This is a genomic window from Halorussus gelatinilyticus, assembly GCF_023238445.1.
Lineage (GTDB): Archaea > Halobacteriota > Halobacteria > Halobacteriales > Haladaptataceae > Halorussus > Halorussus gelatinilyticus.
In genome coordinates this window covers 2,736,883-2,754,667 of sequence record NZ_CP096658.1, presented here as the reverse complement: position 1 = coordinate 2,754,667, position 17,785 = coordinate 2,736,883, and the positions used below count along the sequence as shown (strand labels likewise).

At 67.9% G+C, this 17,785-nt stretch carries 21 protein-coding genes and 1 tRNA gene; 7 read left to right on the top strand and 15 right to left on the bottom strand.

Features of this window, described 5'->3' with window-relative positions:
- Positions 1-2: 2 nt before the first annotated feature.
- The 3 genes from M0R88_RS14215 to M0R88_RS14205 form a co-directional block, all read right to left on the bottom strand.
- Positions 3-1,400, bottom strand: coding sequence for an outer membrane protein assembly factor BamB family protein (locus M0R88_RS14215; protein ID WP_248654152.1), 1,398 nt, complete (start codon positions 1,398-1,400; stop codon positions 3-5).
- Positions 1,401-1,600: 200 nt separating this feature from the next.
- Positions 1,601-2,071, bottom strand: coding sequence for an FAD synthase family protein (locus M0R88_RS14210; protein ID WP_248654151.1), 471 nt, complete (start codon positions 2,069-2,071; stop codon positions 1,601-1,603).
- Between the two features lie 19 nt (positions 2,072-2,090).
- Complete coding sequence (locus M0R88_RS14205; RefSeq protein WP_248654150.1) at positions 2,091-2,600, bottom strand: Mov34/MPN/PAD-1 family protein; 510 nt, start codon at positions 2,598-2,600, stop codon at positions 2,091-2,093.
- A 150-nt stretch (positions 2,601-2,750) separates the two neighbouring features.
- On the opposite strand from M0R88_RS14205, the gene M0R88_RS14200 reads away from it, so the two are divergent.
- Both M0R88_RS14200 and han read left to right on the top strand, forming a co-directional pair.
- On the top strand, positions 2,751-3,305 hold the full coding sequence (locus M0R88_RS14200; protein ID WP_248654149.1) for a GNAT family N-acetyltransferase: 555 nt from the start codon (positions 2,751-2,753) through the stop codon (positions 3,303-3,305).
- A 94-nt stretch (positions 3,306-3,399) separates the two neighbouring features.
- Entirely contained in the window at positions 3,400-5,298 is a 1,899-nt protein-coding gene (gene han, locus M0R88_RS14195; RefSeq protein ID WP_248654148.1) for a Hef-associated nuclease, read from the top strand.
- A gap of 1 nt (position 5,299) precedes the next feature.
- On the opposite strand, the gene M0R88_RS14190 is transcribed toward han, so the two are convergent.
- Positions 5,300-6,982, bottom strand: a complete 1,683-nt coding sequence (locus tag M0R88_RS14190) for a phospholipase D-like domain-containing protein (protein ID WP_248654147.1) — start codon at positions 6,980-6,982, stop codon at positions 5,300-5,302.
- A 79-nt stretch (positions 6,983-7,061) separates the two neighbouring features.
- On the opposite strand from M0R88_RS14190, the gene M0R88_RS14185 reads away from it, so the two are divergent.
- Positions 7,062-7,304 carry a hypothetical protein gene (locus M0R88_RS14185; RefSeq protein WP_248654146.1) on the top strand — a complete coding sequence of 81 codons (243 nt, stop codon included), beginning with the start codon at positions 7,062-7,064 and terminating at the stop codon, positions 7,302-7,304.
- Here the strand turns inward: M0R88_RS14185 and M0R88_RS18835 are convergent.
- The 3 genes from M0R88_RS18835 to M0R88_RS14175 form a co-directional block, all read right to left on the bottom strand.
- Positions 7,293-7,448 (bottom strand): DUF7837 family putative zinc-binding protein, encoded by a 156-nt coding sequence (locus M0R88_RS18835; protein WP_438267191.1) that lies wholly within the window; start codon positions 7,446-7,448, stop codon positions 7,293-7,295. The two genes, M0R88_RS14185 and M0R88_RS18835, sit on opposite strands and share 12 nt — an antisense overlap.
- Before the next feature lie 133 nt (positions 7,449-7,581).
- Positions 7,582-8,886, bottom strand: coding sequence for a HEAT repeat domain-containing protein (locus M0R88_RS14180; RefSeq protein WP_248654145.1), 1,305 nt, complete (start codon positions 8,884-8,886; stop codon positions 7,582-7,584).
- 73 nt (positions 8,887-8,959) lie between these two features.
- Positions 8,960-9,805 (bottom strand): protein sorting system archaetidylserine synthase, encoded by an 846-nt coding sequence (locus M0R88_RS14175; protein WP_368409353.1) that lies wholly within the window; start codon positions 9,803-9,805, stop codon positions 8,960-8,962.
- 122 nt (positions 9,806-9,927) lie between these two features.
- Here M0R88_RS14175 and M0R88_RS14170 point away from each other — a divergent pair, with 122 nt between their 5' ends.
- On the top strand, positions 9,928-10,467 hold the full coding sequence (locus M0R88_RS14170) for a pyridoxamine 5'-phosphate oxidase family protein (RefSeq protein WP_248654144.1): 540 nt from the start codon (positions 9,928-9,930) through the stop codon (positions 10,465-10,467).
- Positions 10,468-10,530: 63 nt separating this feature from the next.
- The gene (locus M0R88_RS14165) at positions 10,531-10,956 is read left to right on the top strand and encodes a cupredoxin domain-containing protein (RefSeq protein ID WP_248654143.1); all 426 of its coding nucleotides are present in this window, start codon (positions 10,531-10,533) and stop codon (positions 10,954-10,956) included.
- Between the two features lie 53 nt (positions 10,957-11,009).
- On the opposite strand, the gene M0R88_RS14160 is transcribed toward M0R88_RS14165, so the two are convergent.
- From M0R88_RS14160 to M0R88_RS14145, 4 genes are read right to left on the bottom strand one after another with little or no spacing between them, the layout of a single operon-like run.
- Positions 11,010-11,645, bottom strand: coding sequence for a 30S ribosomal protein S3ae (locus M0R88_RS14160; protein ID WP_248654142.1), 636 nt, complete (start codon positions 11,643-11,645; stop codon positions 11,010-11,012).
- Positions 11,642-11,977, bottom strand: a complete 336-nt coding sequence (locus tag M0R88_RS14155) for a KEOPS complex subunit Pcc1 (RefSeq protein WP_368409352.1) — start codon at positions 11,975-11,977, stop codon at positions 11,642-11,644. Before M0R88_RS14155 ends, M0R88_RS14160 begins: the two co-directional genes overlap by 4 nt.
- Positions 11,974-13,254 carry an exonuclease RecJ gene (locus M0R88_RS14150; protein ID WP_248654141.1) on the bottom strand — a complete coding sequence of 427 codons (1,281 nt, stop codon included), beginning with the start codon at positions 13,252-13,254 and terminating at the stop codon, positions 11,974-11,976. The genes M0R88_RS14155 and M0R88_RS14150 overlap by 4 nt, the downstream gene beginning before the upstream one ends.
- Positions 13,255-13,719 carry a 30S ribosomal protein S15 gene (locus M0R88_RS14145; RefSeq protein ID WP_248654140.1) on the bottom strand — a complete coding sequence of 155 codons (465 nt, stop codon included), beginning with the start codon at positions 13,717-13,719 and terminating at the stop codon, positions 13,255-13,257.
- A gap of 385 nt (positions 13,720-14,104) precedes the next feature.
- Between M0R88_RS14145 and M0R88_RS14140 the strand changes: the two genes are divergently transcribed.
- A tRNA-Ala gene (locus M0R88_RS14140) sits at positions 14,105-14,176 on the top strand.
- 48 nt (positions 14,177-14,224) lie between these two features.
- On the opposite strand, the gene M0R88_RS14135 is transcribed toward M0R88_RS14140, so the two are convergent.
- The 4 genes from M0R88_RS14135 to M0R88_RS14120 form a co-directional block, all read right to left on the bottom strand.
- Positions 14,225-14,551 (bottom strand): hypothetical protein, encoded by a 327-nt coding sequence (locus M0R88_RS14135; RefSeq protein ID WP_248654139.1) that lies wholly within the window; start codon positions 14,549-14,551, stop codon positions 14,225-14,227.
- A 129-nt stretch (positions 14,552-14,680) separates the two neighbouring features.
- Complete coding sequence (gene eif1A, locus M0R88_RS14130) at positions 14,681-14,968, bottom strand: translation initiation factor eIF-1A (protein WP_135851361.1); 288 nt, start codon at positions 14,966-14,968, stop codon at positions 14,681-14,683.
- Positions 14,969-15,066: 98 nt separating this feature from the next.
- On the bottom strand, positions 15,067-15,255 hold the full coding sequence (locus M0R88_RS14125) for a hypothetical protein (RefSeq protein ID WP_248654138.1): 189 nt from the start codon (positions 15,253-15,255) through the stop codon (positions 15,067-15,069).
- A gap of 102 nt (positions 15,256-15,357) precedes the next feature.
- Positions 15,358-15,657 (bottom strand): HalOD1 output domain-containing protein, encoded by a 300-nt coding sequence (locus M0R88_RS14120; protein ID WP_248654137.1) that lies wholly within the window; start codon positions 15,655-15,657, stop codon positions 15,358-15,360.
- Positions 15,658-15,973: 316 nt separating this feature from the next.
- Here M0R88_RS14120 and M0R88_RS14115 point away from each other — a divergent pair, with 316 nt between their 5' ends.
- Positions 15,974-17,752, top strand: a complete 1,779-nt coding sequence (locus M0R88_RS14115; protein WP_248654136.1) for a DUF7289 family protein — start codon at positions 15,974-15,976, stop codon at positions 17,750-17,752.
- Positions 17,753-17,785: the final 33 nt, after the last annotated feature.

Genomic DNA, 17,785 nt, shown 5'->3' with positions numbered 1-17,785 from the left:
GCTCACTTCTCGAACTTCCGTACGATTCCGCTCTCGCTCGCGGCGTAGACGCCGCCGTCGCCGACGACCGGCGCCGACAGCGGTTCGCTCGCCTCGAACGACCACCGGACCGAACCGTCGGCCGCATCGAGCGACCGCACCGCCCGGCCGTCGCCGGCCCGGACCACGACCGTCTCGCCGGTCGGGTGAATCCCCCCGGAGAAACCGGGCACGTCGGCACGCCACCGCTTCGCTCCCGTCTCCGCGTCGAGCGCGTGAATCACGTCGGCCGCGTTACTTCGATACCCGCCGACGAAGACGGTTCCGTCCGCGACCACCGGCGCTCGACGGGTCTCACCGTCGAGGTCGGTCGCCCACCGTTCGCGTCCGTCTCCGACGGTCAGCGCGAAGACGCGACCGTCGTACTCGGTTCCGACGACCGTGTCGCCGGCGAGTGCCGCGCCAGACGGGACGAACGCTCGGCCGCCGCCCTCCGCGTAGGTCCACCGCTGGCTCCCGTCGGCGAGGTCGAGGGCCGCGAGTCGGCCGTCGCCGTCCGGAGGTCCACCGGCCAGCACCGCGTCGTCGGCGACGACGAACGACCCGTCCGACGACCTCACGCCTTCGACCCGTTTCTGCCACTGCCGTTCGCCGGTGGCGGCGTCGTGGCGCGCGACCGCGCGACCGCCGAGGCCGACCAGCAGCGACCCATCGAGGTACCTCCCCCCGAAGGCGTCGCCGGTCTCGACCGACCACCGGGCGTCACCACCCGAGCGGCCAACCGCGAACAGTCGCTGGCCGTCGAGTCCGAGGGCGTCGTCGCAGGTTCCGAGGTAGGCGCGACCGCCGCCGACCGCCAGGAGGTCGAGGAACTGGTCGATTCCGTCGGTCCGCCACCGCTCGGTGCCGTCGGTTCCGAACCGGAGGAGGCGGTGGTCGACGCCGTGGAACCCGTTGCTTCGACCCGCGACGCAGTAGACCTCGCCGTCGCGGACCCGAGGGCGGCGCGCGGGCGCGGCGGGGAGCGCGCTCGTCCATCGGGGCGTCCCGTCGGTCGCGCCGAGTGCGGCGAGCGAACCGCTCGACCGGGCATCGCTCCCGTTCGCGGAGAGACCGGCCTCCCCGACTCCGACGTACACCGCGTCGCCGCCGATGGCCGGTCGTCGCTCGACGGGCGCGTCGAAGGCGACTCGCCAGCGGACCGCTTCGTGTCGGGGCGTCTCTCGCGTCGGTTCGGTCGCCGTACCGGCGTCGGTCGCGGTTCCCCCGCCGGTCGTCGGGGGTCCGTCGGCCGTCAGCCGAGTTCCGTTTCCGTGACCGGTCGCGTCGCTCCCGGTCGAATCGGAGCGTTCGCTGCCGGTGCATCCGGCGAGTCCCGATGCGAGGCCGACGCCGAGGAGGAATCGTCTGCGGGAGGGCATGGGTCCGGCGTCGTCTGGACGTGGTACAAGTCTTCTACTGCGCTCGCGACCGACTCGCGGTGCCAGACCGGGCGCGGAGACGACGGCGTGTCCGCGGTCTTGGTTCTCGACCGCTCTCCGTCGGAGTCCGCGGCTACTCGTGGCGTTCGATCTCCGGGCGACGTCGGACGCAGCGACGTGAGCGGTCGCAGGCCGAGCGGTCAGTCGCCGCGCTCGTCCAGAATCCGGTCGATGATTCGGCCCGTCGAGAGGAGTTCGCCTTCGTATTCCGGCTCTCGCGGACTCGCCCGCCGGACCTCGCACTCGACGCCCCGCCGCGCGAGTTCGTCCTCGATGGCGGCCTCGTCGTGGTGCTGGTCGTGACCCAGCGCGATGACGTCCGGGTCCAACTCCTCGATGGGCGCGAAGATGTCCTCGGGGTGGCCCACGCGGGCGTCGTCCACGGGGTCTAGCGCCGCCACCACGTCGCGGCGTTGGCGGTTCGGCAGAATCGGCGGCTCCTTGTGCGTGACGTTCTCCCGGCGGGCGACGATGACTGTGAGGCGGTCGCCGAACGCCGCGGCGTCCCGGAGGTAGTGAACGTGTCCGGGGTGGAGTAGGTCGAAGGTCCCCTGTGCGACGACGTGAGTCGCGCTCTGCTCGTCGCTCGGTGCTGCGTCCTCGCCGGTCATGCTGTGTCCTCGTCTCTCATTATGGGTCCGCCTCGTCGTCGAAGTCGTAGTCCAGTTCCGCGTCGATGTCCGCCTGTGTGAAGTCGAAGAACGATTCGCCCTCGGGGAGCGACACGTCGAGCACGTCCAGTTCCGTCGGGTCGCCGTTCCGGTCGAACGCCTGCCAGTCCTCGCGCTCGTATGGGTAGCCAATGATGATGTGGACCTTGCCTCTGCCGAAGGTGGCGAGGTCTTCCTTGCTCGGCTTCAGAACGCCGTTCGGGTGGGAGTGGACCGACCCGACCGAGTTGAAGTCGTTGGGAATCTGGCTGGTCTTGACCGTGGCGCTCACGCTGTTGGACTCGGTGCCGGGGATGACCAGCACGTCGGTGATGACCGTCCCGTCGCGTTCGAGTCCGAGCGACCGGGCGTCCTCGCCGCGGAGGAAGCCCATGTACTCGTGAGGGTGGGCGTCTTCCGACGCCGCCAAGGCGAACTGGAGGGCATCCTCGGCGATGCCGAGAATCTCGCTCGACCGGAACAACCGCATGGTGAAATCTCCGTGCGGGCGCGTTCTAAAGGTTGCGAACCACCACCCGCGACCTCGGCACGGAGACGGCGCGCCGCGGGCGGGAGTTCGGACGACACTCGGTCACGTATTTCAGAAAACACTTACTCGGCGCCCTCCGTCTCGTTCGATATGCCTGGACCAGTTTTCCTGGAGGGTGAGAAAGTAACCCTTCGACCCGCCGAAACGTCCGACATCGAGTTCATCCAGCGGAGCATGAACGACCCTCGCGTGTGGCGACCCGCCCTCGACGTCAATCCGACCAACTACGACCAGTGCGAGGAGTTCTTCGAGAACGTCGTCTCGGGCGAGGGCAGCGTCCACTGCCTCGCCTGCGACGGCGACGAGCCGTTGGGAATCGTCACGCTAACCGAGTCGCAGTACGGTCCCAGCGAGACTGCCCGCTCGCGCGACGCCGAACTCGCCTACTGGTTCGCGCCCGAACACCACGGGCAGGGGTACGGCTCCGACGCCGCCGAGACGATGATAGCGTACGCCTTCGAGGACCGTAACCTTCGGCGAATGAACGCGCAGGTCGGCAGTTTCAACGACGCCTCCATCGGCCTGTTGGAGTCGCTCGGATTCGAGCGCGAGGGGACGCTCCGCGAGGCGGCGTGGTTCCGCGGCGAGTATCACGACATGTTCTGCTACGGTCTCCTGCGCGACGAGTGGCGAGCGGAGCGGTAGTCGTCCCGAATCGAGAGCGGTTCCGTGGCTCGCCCGCCGACACGAACCCAGTTGCAAACCCTTAAAATCGGGCGAACCGAAACCACGGACAAGAATGACTGCATCCGCTGACTCGGGCGAGGTCGTCGTCTACGACCTCGACCCGGACTGCACCCTCGAAGACGTCTCTGAGGGCAACTACTACCACGCCACCGTCAACGGCGTGGTCGATTACGGCGTGTTCGTGGACCTCTCCGATTCGGTCTCCGGACTCGCCCACGAGTCGAACTACGATGGAAGCTACGAGGTCGGCGACGACCTCGTGGTGGAACTGACCGAGATTCGGGAGAACGGCGACCTGAGCTTCGACCCCGTGGAACTCGGCGACTACGAGACCGTCGAAGTCGACCACGACTACGACGTCTCGGACGCGGGCGAACTCTCGGGCGCGGTCGGCGAGACCGTCCACCTCGAAGGCGAAATCGTCCAGATCAAGCAGACCGGCGGCCCGACCATCTTCCACGTCAGCGACGAGACGGGCGTCGTCCCGTCCGCCGCGTTCGAGGAGGCGGGCGTCCGAGCGTACCCCGAGGTCGAAATCGACGATGTGGTGCGCGTGACCGGACAAGTGGACGAGCGCGACAACGCCCTCCAAGTCGAGGTCGATTCGCTCGACGTGCTGACCGACGGCGACGCCGACGACGTGCGCGAGCGCCTCTCGGCCGCCCTCGAAGAGCGGGCCGAGCCCCACGAGACCGAACCGCTCGTGGAGTGGCCCGCGCTGACCCAGATGTTCCCCGACCTGGAGGAAGTCGCGCGACAGCTCCGCCGGACCGTCCTCGAGAGCCGCCCGATTCGAGTGCGCCACCACGCCGACGGCGACGGGATGTGCGCCTCGATTCCGGTCCAGTACGCGCTGGAGCAGTTCATCCAAGAGACCCATCAGGACCCCGAGGCCAAGCGCCACCTGTTCAAGCGCCTGCCGAGCAAGGCTCCCTTCTACGAGATGGAGGACGTGACCCGCGACCTCAACTTCGCTCTGGAGGACCAAGCCCGCCACGGCCAGAAGCTCCCGCTCCTGCTGATGCTCGACAACGGGAGTACCGCCGAGGACGTGCCCGCGTACAAGAACCTCGCGCACTACGATATCCCCATCGTCGTCGTGGACCACCACCACCCCGACCCCGAGGCGGTCGAACCCTACGTGGACGCTCACGTCAACCCGTACCTCTACGACGAGGACTACCGCATCACGACCGGGATGATGTGCGTCGAACTCGCGCGGATGATCTGGCCGCCCATCACCGAAGAACTGCGCCACGTCCCCGCAGTCGCGGGCCTGTGCGACCGCTCGAAGGCCGACGCGATGAGCGACTACGTGGAACTGGCCGAGTCGGAGGGCTACGAGGAGACGTTCCTCCGGGACGTCGGCGAGGCGCTCGACTACGAGGCCCACTGGCTGAAGTACGACGCCGGGCGCAACCTCATCAACGACGTGCTGAACGTGGGCAACGAGGACGGCGACGAGCGCCACCGCGAACTCGTCTCGTTCCTCTCGGAGACCGCCGAGTCGGAGGTCGAGGACCAACTCGACGCCGCCATGCCCCACGTCGAACACGAGCGACTGGAGAGCGACGCCCACCTCTACCGCATCGACGTGGAGAACCACGCCCACCGGTTCACCTACCCCGCGCCGGGGAAGACGACCGGCGAGATTCACGATCGCAAGGTGCAGGAGACCGGCGAACCGGTCATCACCATCGGCTACGGGCCGGACTTCGCGGTCCTTCGCTCGGACGGTGTGCGCCTCGACATCCCCGAGATGGTCACGGAGTTGAACGAGGAGGTAGTCGGCGGCGGCGTCTCGGGCGGCGGGCACTTGGTGGTCGGTTCCATCAAGTTCGTCCCCGGCATGCGCGAGGAAGTGCTGGACGCACTGGTCGAGAAGATGGCCGACGCCGAACTCGACGAGGAGCTACAGAGTACGACGGTCGGCCACGAGCAGGACGACTGACTCACTTCTCGAAGACCACCTCTCGTTTTGCGACCGCGATTGCGACGATTGCTCCGACGGCGACCGCCGCGAGTAGGCCGACCGGCACGCGGTTCGGCCCGCCGCTCCCGTCGCCCGCGCTCGCCTTCCAGTCGGCGTCGAACGTGTTCGCGTAATACCCGCCCGCTTCCTCGCCGCGCAACACGACCGCGACCTCTCGGTTCTTCCGAGCCGAGTGGTTGTTCCAGTTCAGGCTGCCGACCACCGCGGCCTCGCCGTCCACCACGACGCCCTTGGCGTGAATCTTCCCGTAGCGCCCGCGGGGGTCGGCGAGTCGGGCGTCGAGCGACAGGTTCTCGGCCGTCGCGCGGTCGTTCAGCCATCGGACGAGTTTCCGGTTGTCCTCCGCGACGTACCACGCGCTGCTCAGAAGGATTCGCACCTCGACGCCTCGGCGGGCGGCCCGGAGCGTCGCTCGCAGCAGCGAGTGTTTCCGCCCGCCGATTGCGACCTGTTGGACGCGAATCGACCGGTTCGCCGAGTCCAGCAGGTCGAGTAGCGCCGCCTCTGCGTTGTCTGGAGCAATCAAAACCTTAGTCTGAGAAACGTTTACACTGTTCGGCGCGAACGTCGCGGGGTAGGTCTCGTTCGCGGGCGAACCCTCGGCGGGGGTGAAACTCTCTCCGCGGCGGAAGTCGGACCACGACTTCGCGCCCCGGTAACCGGCATCGGCCTCGAAGAGGGCCGCGAGGCGGCCCGCGGCCGCCTCGCTCCGCACGACCGCGCCCCACCCGCGACTCGCGTGGCCGCCGGTGCCCGCCGGCTTCCAGTTCTCGGTCATCACGAGCGCCCGGTCGTCGGCGACGGCGTACTTCGCGTGGTGGAAGTCGTAGCGGGCGCGCGGTCCGCCGAGGACCCGAACCTCGACGCCGCGGGCGACCAGCGAGTCCAGAATCTTCGCCGACCGCCGCGACAGGCCGCCGACCGGCGTGCCGTCCACCAGCACGCGAACCGCGACTCCCCGGCGTACGGCGTCGGCGAGCAGGTCGGCGACGCGCGGCGAGGCGAAACTGTAGCCCGCCAGCAGGATGCGCCGGTCGGCCCGACGGAGCGTCTCGACCGGGACTTCGGGCGCGTCGGGGAGGACGAACGCGCGGGCCTCGGTCGGGCCGGTCCGGGCGACGCCGAAGTCGGTCGCGCCGAGCGGCGTCCACCGCCAGCGGGCCTCGTCGGTTCGGTGCCACCGCTCGCCCTCGGGCGCGTCTCGGTACGAGACGCGTCCGACCGTCGCGTTCCCGCGGACCAGTCGGACGGTCTCGCCGCCGTTCGCCAGCGAGAGGCCGCCGTCGAGCGCGAGAACGCGGGCGTCGGTCCGGTTCCGTGCGACTCGCGGGGACGTCGAGACCGCGACCCGGCCCGAGACGGTCGCGTTCGGGAGCGAGACGGTCGCCTCGCCGTCGGCGAGCGCCCAGTCCGAGAGATTCGTCTGACCGGAAACGCGTAGCGCGACGGACTCCCCGGTGTCACCGTCCGCGACGGGGTTCGGGAAGACGGCGACGATTTCGGGCGAGTCGGCGGCGTTTGCGGTCGAATCGACCTCCGCAGTCGATTCGACCGCGCTCGCGGCGGTGGTCGGCACCGCTCCGGCGACGACAGCGACGAGAACGACGGCGACGAGCGTCGGCGTGAGAGGCGAAGAGCGCACGGGCGGGGTTGGTCGCCCGTTTCGATTTAAACCCTCGGGGACCGGTGGCTTTTTGCTCGATAGGTTCGCCGGTGTGAATATGGTGGACTTGGTGCTGGCACTCGAACTCGCGGGATCCGCGCTCGGCGCGCTCGGCGCGGCGTTGGTGTTCTTCGAGTTCTTCCAACTGCCGAGCTACGTCGAGTACAGCGAAGAGTACAACGACTACAGCGTCGACATCTCGCCGATGGAGGTGACCGAACACACGTGGATCGGTCGCATCGGCGCGTTTCTCCTCATCGTCGCGTTCACCATCCAGTTCGTCGCGGCGCTACTCGCCTGACGGGTGAACCACGTCCCGGCAGTCGGGACACTCGGCGAAGCGAGCGGGGCGGCCCTCGGACTCGTATTCGATGAGGAGGTAGTCGCGGGTGATCGATTCGCCGCAGTTGGGGCAGCGCCCGACCGTTTGCGGTTCGTACGCCATGATTCGCGTACGTATTACGTCGCAGAGCCGTAGCTTTGTTATGGTGTGGGTAATCTCGGAATCGAAGCGGTAACGTCGTACTGAATCGACCGACCGACGGTCGTCGTAATACGAGCGAGTCGGTAATCGGTGCTTACGCCGCGGGTCGGCTCGCGCTCTCGACGGCTTTCTCGGCCTCGGCCTGCACGAGGTACGCCCGGTCGTCGGCGTAGGGCCGGACCGCGTCGAGCGCGCGCTCGGTGCCGATTTGGTTGAGTGCCCACGCCGCGCTTGCGCGGACCTCGTCGGCCTCGTCGTCTTCGAGCAGGTCCGCCAGCGGTTCGATGGCGCGCGTGTCGCCGATGAGACCGAGCGCGCGGGCGGCCTGACTCCGAATCGAGGACTCGTCGGACGCGAGCTGCTCGGCGACGTCTTGGGTCGCCTCCTCGCTCCCGATTTCGCCGACCGCTCTGAGCGCGGGCTTGGCGAGACCGGGGTCCGAGTCAACGTAGTCCAGTACCGCGTCGAGACCGTCCTCGTCGCCGATCTTCCCGATAGTGCGGATGGCGGACTCGTCCCGACGCTGGGCGAGTTCCTTCATCTTGTCGAGCGAGTCGGGGTGACCCATCCGTTCGAGCGCGTCCTTGCAGTGTTCCTCCATGAAGTTCGACTGGAAGCTGTCGAGCGCGAGCAGGACCATGTCGGCCCGGCCGCGCTTCTCCCAGACCTTCAGGGCGTGCCACTCCGGCGGGTAATCCTTGCGGTGGTCGAGGACCTCGTAGTAGCCCTGCGCCTGCAACTGCTCGCGGGTTTCGAGGTCGTCCCACTCCTCGGCGGCATCGACGCCGCCTTCGAGGTCCGACGCGGCGTCTTGGAGTTCCGCGATGGTCGCTTCGTCCTCGTCGGGGTCGAGTCCCGCCTCGCCGATTTCGACCGCGGCGTCCTCGATGGCTCTGGCGAGGTCCTCGATGTCGGCCGAGATGGGCGCGGAGATGGTCACGCCGAGAATCTCCTCGACGTCGGCGACGAACGCCTCGACCACTTCGACAAGTTCCTCGCGGCCGTCGTCGGTCCACTCGGTCTCCTCGACGGTGGTTCCGGCCGCGCTCACGTCCTCGACCACGTCCTCGGCGTAGGGGCCGCGCTGTTCTTCGAGGTCGCTCCGGAGGTCCGCGAGGCGGTCCTCGAACTGCTCGCGGGGACCCTCCTCGTCCTCGTCGTCGGGTTCCGGCAGGTCGGCGTCTTCGACGTGGCCCTCGATTTCGTCGAGGTGCGCCTCCACCACGTCTAAGTCGGCCTCGGTCTCGGCGTCTTCGAGTTCCGCCTCGGCCTCGTCGAGTTCCGCTTCGATCTCCTCCTCGGAGAGCGGCGTCGTGTCGAGTTCCGTCTCCTCGGTCTGCTCGTCCGCTTCCGGCGTCTCCTCGGTTTCGGTCTCGTCGGCCTCTTCCTCGTCGCTCATTCTTCCCACCCCGCAAGGCTTACCGGACTCATATGTGCAAAACTCGGTGCGTACACTTCAAGAGCGTTTCCCTTCACCCTCGCGGGTCGCCGACCTCTCTGCCCTCGACTTCCCGCACGTCCGGTTCGTCGGGGGCAGAGTCGTCGGAAGCGGACTCGTCGAGGGAAGGGTCGCCGAGAGCGGAGTCGTCGGAAGCGGAGTCGCCGGGAACGGCATCGGCGGTCGAATCGTCACGGTCGGTCTCCCGCCAGTAGAACCGCGGGCCGAGCAGGAGGTACGCGAGCGCCGCCCCGAGGAGCAGTCGGGGGAACGTCCGCCCGAACGCGGCCGGGGCGAGGATGGCCAGCGCTTGCAAGCCGCCCATCGCCAGCGCGTCGCGGGCGAACAGGTCCGGGTAGGTCACGCGCGTCACCATCAGGTACGCGAAGGCTCCCGCGGCCGCGAGCAGGACCGCGGCGTTCTCGACGCCAGCCAGTACGCTCGCGGCCAGAATCGTGCCCGAGAGCGTACTCGGCACGCCCTCAGTGTGACCGTTGCCCACGTCGTAGGCGGTGTACAGCCCCAACCGGACGACCGCCATCGCCACGAACAGCGCGGGCACCGAGAAGACCGCAATCGTCGTCGCAGACGGTTCCGAGAGGGGCCACCGCCCGCGCGCGACGACGAACACCAGCACCGCCGGCGCGACGCCGAAGGAGGCCACGTCGGCCAGCGAGTCCAGATACTCGCCCGCTGGCGTGCTTCCCAGCTTCCGGGCGACGACGCCGTCGAGACCGTCGGCGACCGCGGCGAGCAACACCAGTCGAGCGGCCAGTTCCGGCTCGACAGTCGCGGCGACGGCCGCGAGGAAGCCGAGCGCGGCGTTTGCGACCGTCACCGCGTCGGCGACGCCGAGCCGACCGACGAACCGGGGTTCCATACGTGTCGGGTGTGCGACGGCCGTTGATACGTCTTTATATCCGGCGGACTCTCGGCCGTCGGACAAGTCCGCGAGTCCACCGGACGGGCGACGTTTTGCCTTCGCGGGTCGTACTCGCCCCGATGACCGACCGAGACGACCCGGCGGGCGGAGCGACCGACTCGCCCGACGCGACTCCCGACGCGCGCCGGGACCGCCCCGAGACCGAAGCGAGCTACGGCATCCCCGCGACGAAGGAGGGCCTGCTGTCGTGGGAGTTCGTCGCGTCGCGGATGGCCGACGACCGGACCTACTGGCTCTCGACCACGAGACCGGACGGCCGCCCTCACGCGCGACCTGTCTGGGGAGTCTGGGTGGACGACCGGTTCCACTGTGGCGGCGGCGAGCGCACGCGCTGGGTCCGCAACCTCGCGGCGAACCCCGAGGTCGCGGTCCACCGCGAGAGCGGCGAGGCGGTCGTCATCGTCGAGGGCACCGCCGAGCGAATCGACGAGGAGACCGCCGACCCGGAGCGAATCGAGCGCATCGACGCGGCGTACGACGAGAAGTACGGGATTCGCCACGGAACGCCGTTCTTCGCGGTCCGGCCCGAGACGGTGCTGGCGTGGCGCGACTACCCCGCGGACGCGACGCGGTGGCGATTCGAGGACGAGAACCAGTGAGCGCCGAGACAGGAGCGAGCGGGTTCCGCATGACCTAAATCGCTCGAAGTCCGAGGCAGGGGTATGGACCGCCGAACCTTCCTTGCCGGGGCCGCGAGCGTCACAGCAGTCGGTCTGGCCGGGTGTACCGCCCTCGGCGGCGGGGCCGACGCGCCGAGCGACTACGACGTGGGCATGGGGTCGGCGTTCTTCCGGCCCGAAACCCTCGAAGTCGCGGCGGGCGACACCGTCGTCTGGGCGAACACGGGCAACCGGAGACACACCGTCACGGCCTACGAGGGCCAGATTCCGGAGGGTGCCGAGTACTTCGCGTCGGGCGGTTTCGAGACCGAGGCGGCCGCGCGCGAGGGGTGGCGGAGCGGCTTCGACGGCCACATCAGCCCCGGCGGGACCTACGAGCGGACCTTCGAGATTCCCGGCGAGTACCACTACTTCTGCATCCCCCACGAGCCGACCGGGATGGTCGGGAAGGTCGTCGTGACGGAGTAGCGACTCCCAACGCGAAGAAAACGAGAAATCGAGTGCCGTCGGAAGCGCCGCGTTCAGACTTCGACTTCTTCTTCGTCCACGTCCACGGAGGTCTCTTCCTCGGCGGCGACCTCTTCGGGACGGGCTTCCAGCGTCGCCTTCTGAATCTCGACGCGGCGCAGCGGGTAGATGGTCTTGGCCTCGCCGTAGATGGCCGACGAGAGCCGACCCTCGACCACGCTGTCGATGAGGTCCTCGAAGGTGCGGTCCTTCCCGGCCTCCTCCACGATGTCGATCATCGTTCGGCGGATGGCCTGCTCTTGGCTCGCGTCGGCGTCCTTGGTCGTGAACGCGACGGGCTGAATCTGAACGCGGTAGTCGTCGGTCGTCAGGACCGTGATGTACGCCTCGATCTTCGAGGCACCGCGGCGCACGAGGCTCCGCAGGTAGTCGCGGGTCAGCTCGTGCTTGATGAACTCGGTGTACGCCGAGTCGCTGCCCACGTCGTTGATCTTGAACGTGAGCTTGGTGTTGTTCTCGCTGGCGTCGCCTTTCAGCTCGCCCAGCGTCGTCTCGATGTTACGACCGAGAACTTTGTCCGGTTCGTCTGCGGGGGTGCCACCGAGCTCCTGTCGGTCGAACTGCTCGGGAGCGTGGATGGTGTACCACCGTTTTTCCTGTTTCTGCTTGGATACGGATCGTTCACTCATGGTTGGGTTGTGTCTGACTGCTGGTCTGCGAATCGGTTGCCTGCCTGTGCCACTTCCTGCGCCACCGCGAGGTTCACCACGTAGTCGTCCACCGTGGTCCGAAGACCGCCGGTCGTCTCGCGCTCGACGGTCGTGACGACCGCTCCGTCGCCCGCGCCACCGTCGTCGCCGGACTCCTCGACGCGAGTGTCGATTTCGGGCGTGTTGTCCGGGCGAACCGACGCCGCCACGATGGGGGCGTCGTCGAGTTCGGTCCGAATCGTCGCCGAGCGACCGGCGGACTCGTCGTCCGCGCGCTCGGCCGACTCGTCGGAGTCTGGGCGTCGGGTCACGGTCTGGCCTCCCGGAAGGCGGCGAGGAACTCCTTGGCGTCCGTCTCGGGGTCGAAGCGGGCGTAGCCGCGGGACAGCGTCCCGCCGCCGGTGCCGCCCACCGACTGCGCGGCCTCGGTCATCGCCGCGCCGACGGCCGAATCTTCGACCGCCGTCGCGGCGGCTTCCGACTCGCCGACGACGAGTGCGACGGGTTCTGGCGACCGGAAGTCCCGGAGGAGACGGGCGACCGTCTCGACCGGCGCGTCGTCCGTGCGAAGCGCGAAGAGGCCGTCGTACCGGCCCGTCGTGGCCTCGCGCAGGACGGCGTGAGCGCGCTCTCCGTGGTCGCGCCACGCGTCGAGCGCGTCGGCGCGCGCGTCGTGGCCGAGCGCCAGCGCGACGCCGGCCCCCGGTCGCTCGCGCGCGACCGCCTCCAGCACGTCGGCGTAGCCTTCGACCGTGGCGAACGGTGCGAGCGCGTCCGGCAAGACCTCGCCGGACGCGCTCGCGCCGTCGGACTCGTTACCGGGTTCGTCGCCCGACGAGTCTCCGGACCCCGCGCTCGGAATCGCGTGCGGTCGGAGCGCACGCTCGACGGCTTCCGCGGCGCGGTCGGTCGCGGTTTCGGCTCCCGTGACCGCGAGTGCGAACTCCGAGGCGACCGCGCGGTGGGCCGCCTCGTCGAGTTCGGCCGGGAGACCGAGTTCGGCCAGCGCGGCCTGCACGGCCTCCCCGTCGCCCGAGTAGTCGGCGTGCGCGAGCGTCGAGTGGGCGAGTCCGTCCACGAGGTCGTCGGTCGGCACGCCGACGCCGGGTCGGCGAGCGACTCCGGCTTCGCGAGCACGTTCGAGGACGTGTGCGCTCTCGCCCGTACTCGCGGGGCGACCGGTGGCGACGACGCCCGCGAGCGCCAGCACGGCGTCCGGGGTCGCACCGAGTTCGCCCGCGGCGTCGTAGGCCGTCACGCTCGCCGGGGTCTCGGCGGCCGGCAGGTGAACGTCGGCCGCGGGGTCGAGCCCGATTGCGACCGTGGTGTCGTCGGCGTCGGTCGCGTCGTCGCGGTCGGTCGAATCGGCGTCGTCGGGGCCGGCCAGCGTCTCGCCGAAGCGCCCGACCCGAACTTGGTACGGCGTCGCGCGGTCGGCGCAGGCGCGAGCGAGCAGTCCCGCGGCCGCCAGGCAGTCGCCGTCGGCGCGCGCGAGGACCCGAACGAAGTCGGCCTCGCGCAGTCCGGCGGCCACGTCGCTGGCGGAGGGGGCTGCCCCGTCGGTTCCGCTTCGACCCGAGGTGGACATCTATTCGAGGAGTTCCTTCGCGTTCTCGTAGGAGTACTTGAAGTCGGCGTCGAGTTCGTCGCCGCGGTAGTAGTCCACGAGACGGCGGACCTTCGATTGGGTGTTCTGGAGCGCGCGCTTGTTCTGGGCGTCCTGCGGGTTCTCGTCCATGTGCTCGCGCAGGCGGATCGCGCGCTTCATGAGGTTGCGAAGGTCTTCCGGCAGGTCGTCGTCGGCGTCGTTCTCGTCGAGAATCTCGGTGACCTTCTTGCCGGTCGCCAGCTTCACGTCCGGAATCGGCGTGCCCTTCACGCCCTCGTCGCGCAGTTTGAGGCCGATCTGGCTCGGGCTGTGGCCCTGCTCGGCCAGTTCGACTACGCGCTCCTCGATTGCGTCTTCGTCTACGTCGCTCCACTCCGGCGGTTCGTCTGCCACGGGCTTGTCGGAGTCCGACGAGCCGCGGCGGCGGGTGTGCATTCGTGCCATAATTTCTGATTGGAACTGCACAGGCCGCTGGTAGCTGACGCAGAGAGGCGTCGCGTGCTGATGCGTCGGTCTGACGCGGCGCACGTCCGCAATCCCGAGTCGGGAAAAAGGCGAGGTCGAACGACCTCGGTCGCGAGCGGGCGACGCCCGCGAGCACCCGACGAGTCAGATTTGCGGCTGTGCTGTTCCCGTAGCAAGGAATTGCGGAGGCCACTTTAAGTCGTTGTCGCTTTCGCCGCTAGAGGTTGTTTCCTCGTCGCCGACTTTCTCGGGTCGAGAACCGAGTCCGGAAACGTCACCCTCCGCTTCCTCACGTCGCTCCCCGCTGGTGGATAGAATCCGAGAGGTTTATCAGTACCCCCGGCCAACGAAGAAATGCGTTCGAGGGCTCGTAGATCAGCGGTAGATCATCCCCCTGGCACGGGGAAGGCCTCGGGTTCAAATCCCGACGAGTCCACTTCTTCCCGTCGCTTCGTCCCAAGCATCGTCTCGATTCCGTCGGAAACTACTCTCTTCGGTCCGTTTCGTCCCCAATCAGGGATGTCGCGCCGTCGGCGTCGTCCTCCGATTCGAGCGTCGAGACTGTATCGACGAGATTATCGAGGCTCTCGACTGCGTCTTCCGGGAACAGTTCACGCTGTTTCTGGAACGTCCGGAGTTCGTCGGCCTTCTCCCGCAGCGTCCGCTTGTGCCGGTTCAGCGACTCGATAGTCGCGTCGATACGCGCGACGGCGTCGTCGATATCGTCCAACACCGCCTCGATCTGCTCGTCGTCGAGGTCGCTTACGCTCTCGTCACCGTCGAGAACCGCTTCGATACCGTCGTCTTCCATACGCCGACCCCTCGTGACCGATTTATCGAGTTTCCGAAGATCGAGACCGACGACTCGCACGAATAGTAACCCGCGAGCGACAACCGGGGCTGGTCGTCCGGAACGTGACTCGCAGAAGATGCGGGAGTATCAGACGTTGATGTGACCTTCGCGTCGGAGCTGGTCCTGCGCGGACCCGTCGTAGCGCCACTCGATGTCGGCCTTCTCGTCCTGCCAGTCCCACGGTTCGCACAGCACGATGTCGTCGCGTCGAATCCAGATTCGCTTTCGCATCCGGCCCGGAATCCGGCCCATGCGCTCGACGCCGTCGTTACAGCGAAGGCGAACGCGGTTCTTGCCGAGCATCTCGGTCACGATAGCGAACTGTTCGGAGTCGTCGGGCATGCGGAGGTTCCGTCGCCCAGAATTTTCACTCACACCCAGAATAAGTACTCTACACTTTTAAAGGGTTGCATCGTGCGTGGGAACGCCACGCTGGGTTCGCTCGCCGGGCGACTAGCGGAGCGACGCGCGAGTCAGAAGTCGGCCCGCGAAATCCACTCGCGCGCGACGACGACGAACCACGCCATCCAGACCGCGAACGCGACGAGCCACGCGCCGTAGCGGACCAGCGGGGAGGACGCGACGTAGGCGACGCCGAGGACCGCCGCGACGACCGCGAGCGCCGCGAGGTTCAGGGACGTCGGTCCGAGGAGGTCGCGCATCTCGCGGTGGTACGCGCGCCGGAGTAATCACTGTTGGCGGTCGGAGTCGGGTCGAAAACGCGAACCGGTGAACTCGGCGTCGGCCGAAGCGAACTCCCGCGGTTAGCCGTGCACGAGCATGCGACCGCTCGAACGGACCGTGACCTCGTAGACGTCGTAGGGGAACGACACCGACACGTCGTCGCGGAGGTCGCCGTATCGCCGCGTTCGGAAGAACAACTGGAGTGCGTCGCAGTCCACCACGGAACTGAGCGGCGTCATCTGTGCGGGGTCTCGCTCGACCACCTCCGAGAGTGCGAGCGCGATACCCGTACACACCTCCCCGTCGAGCATGTGCTGGCTGATGTCGAAGACGTAGGTAGAGTTGGAGTCGCCGTTTTCGGCGGTAGATTCGATTTCCACAGGATCGATGTTCTTTCTCGACATACTCATTCTGGTTGCTACCCGTTATCAGTGGGCGGCGTACAAAGACTTTCCGGTGCGTCGAATCGCCGGACAGAGCGCCGAGAGCGGGTGATTCGACGGGCGGGATTCGCGGACGGTCCGGTGGTCACCGACCGCCGAACACGACCGGATTTCCGGTCGAATCGGCGACGCCCGCACTCGTGCCGAGAGGACGACCGAGACCGTCCGCCCCGCCGGTCGCGTCAGCGCGCTGTTGAATTTTTACCGATACGTGGCGGGTTAGTTTATAAACCAGTGGTTCCATGAGGCGGATATGACCGGTCGGCGAGGGTTCGAGCTTTCGGGGACGCGAAGACGAGCGACGGGTGCAGGCGGTCGCGGCCAGTCGGAGGTGCTGGGCGTCGTCCTCCTGCTCGCTATCACCATCGTCGGCACGGGCCTCATCGTGTCGTTCGGGTCGTCGGCGCTGAACGACGCGAAACAGGCCTCGGAGATAGACAGCGCGGAGAACGCGATGACGCAACTCGACTCGAAGGCGAGTCTGGTCGGCATCGGGTCGTCGCCCGTCCAGCGAACCTCGCTCGGCGTCGATAGCGTCGCCGTCGAGAACCGAAGCGGGTGGATGCGCGTCAGGGTGGTCAACCGGACCGACGGGACGACCGAACACGTCGTGATGAATCAGACGCTCGGCGCGATAATCTACGCCAACGGCGACACCAGCATCGCCTATCAGGGCGGCGGCGTCTGGAAGCGCACCGGCGGCGGAAGTACGATGGTCTCGCCGCCGGAGTTCCACTACCGGGGCACGACGCTGACGCTCCCGCTGGTCACAGTCAACGGCACCGACTCGCTCGACGGGACGGTCCGCGTGACCCAGGGGGGTCCAACCGAATCGAAGTTCCCGAAGCAGGGCAACCCCGACTTCCGGAACCCGCTGGAGAACGGCGAGGTCAACGTCACGGTCCAGAGCGAGTACTACGAGGCGTGGGGTCGGTTCTTCGAGCAACGGACGGGCGGGCGCGTCTCCTACGACCACGACAGCGACCGCGTGTTCATCACGCTGGTCGTCCCGACCCGGACCCGCAACGTCACGAACGCGCTGGCCGGAACCACGCCCGACCAGATGACCATCAAGGGCGCGGGCGGGTCGTCGTTCACCGACAGCTACAACTCCTCCGACGGGGCGTACCCCGGCAGTCCGTCGCCGCCCTACGACGGCACCATCGTCACGAAGGGGAGCGTCAAGCTCACCGGCGGGGCCGAAGTCTACGGCGACCTGCGGACCGGCGGCGGCACGGTGGAGTTCGGGGGCGGCGTCACGGTTCACGGCAACGTCTCCTACGGCGGCACCATCGACTGTAACGGCGGTGGCGGCAACTCCGACTGTAGTGCGGTGTCCGGCTGGCAGGCCAACAACGGGACGGTTCCGGAAATCAGCCCCATCGGCGACACGGTGACGGCGAAGGCCGCGACGTACAGCAAGGCCTCGAACAACGACAACGACGCCGTGACTGCCATCGACGGCGAACAGTGGAACCAGTCGGAATCGACGCTCACCCTGCCCTCGGGCGCGTACTACATCGACGACGACAACCTCGACTCCTCTCAGACGCTGGTGTTGGACAACTCGGGCGGCGACATCACGCTCGTCGTAGACGACGACGTGGTGTGGTCCGACGTGACCGTCGAGGTCACCGACCCGGACGGCGGCATGGTGAAACTCTACACCACCGGCTCGAAGTTCCACGTAATCGGCGGCGAGGTCGGCGACACGGCGACTCACCACTCGCCCACGTTCCGCGTGTACGCCAAGCCGGGTCTCGACGTGTTACTCGACGACCACGCGACGTTCGTCGGTCTCATCTACGCGCCGGGCACCGACAGCCAGTCCGGGTCGATTACGATTCAGACCCACGCGCAACTGTTCGGCGGCGTCGTCGGCGGCGGCAGTACCCTGTTGCAGGCGGGCGGGTCGATTCACTTCGACCGGGCGCTCCGGTCGGTGGACCCGGTCGTCGGCGCGGCGGACAACGTCCCGCGACTGACCTACCTCCACATCAGCGTCAGCCACGTGAACGTGACGAGCGCCTGAGCCGAGACGGATTCTCAGTCGCTGAGAACCGCC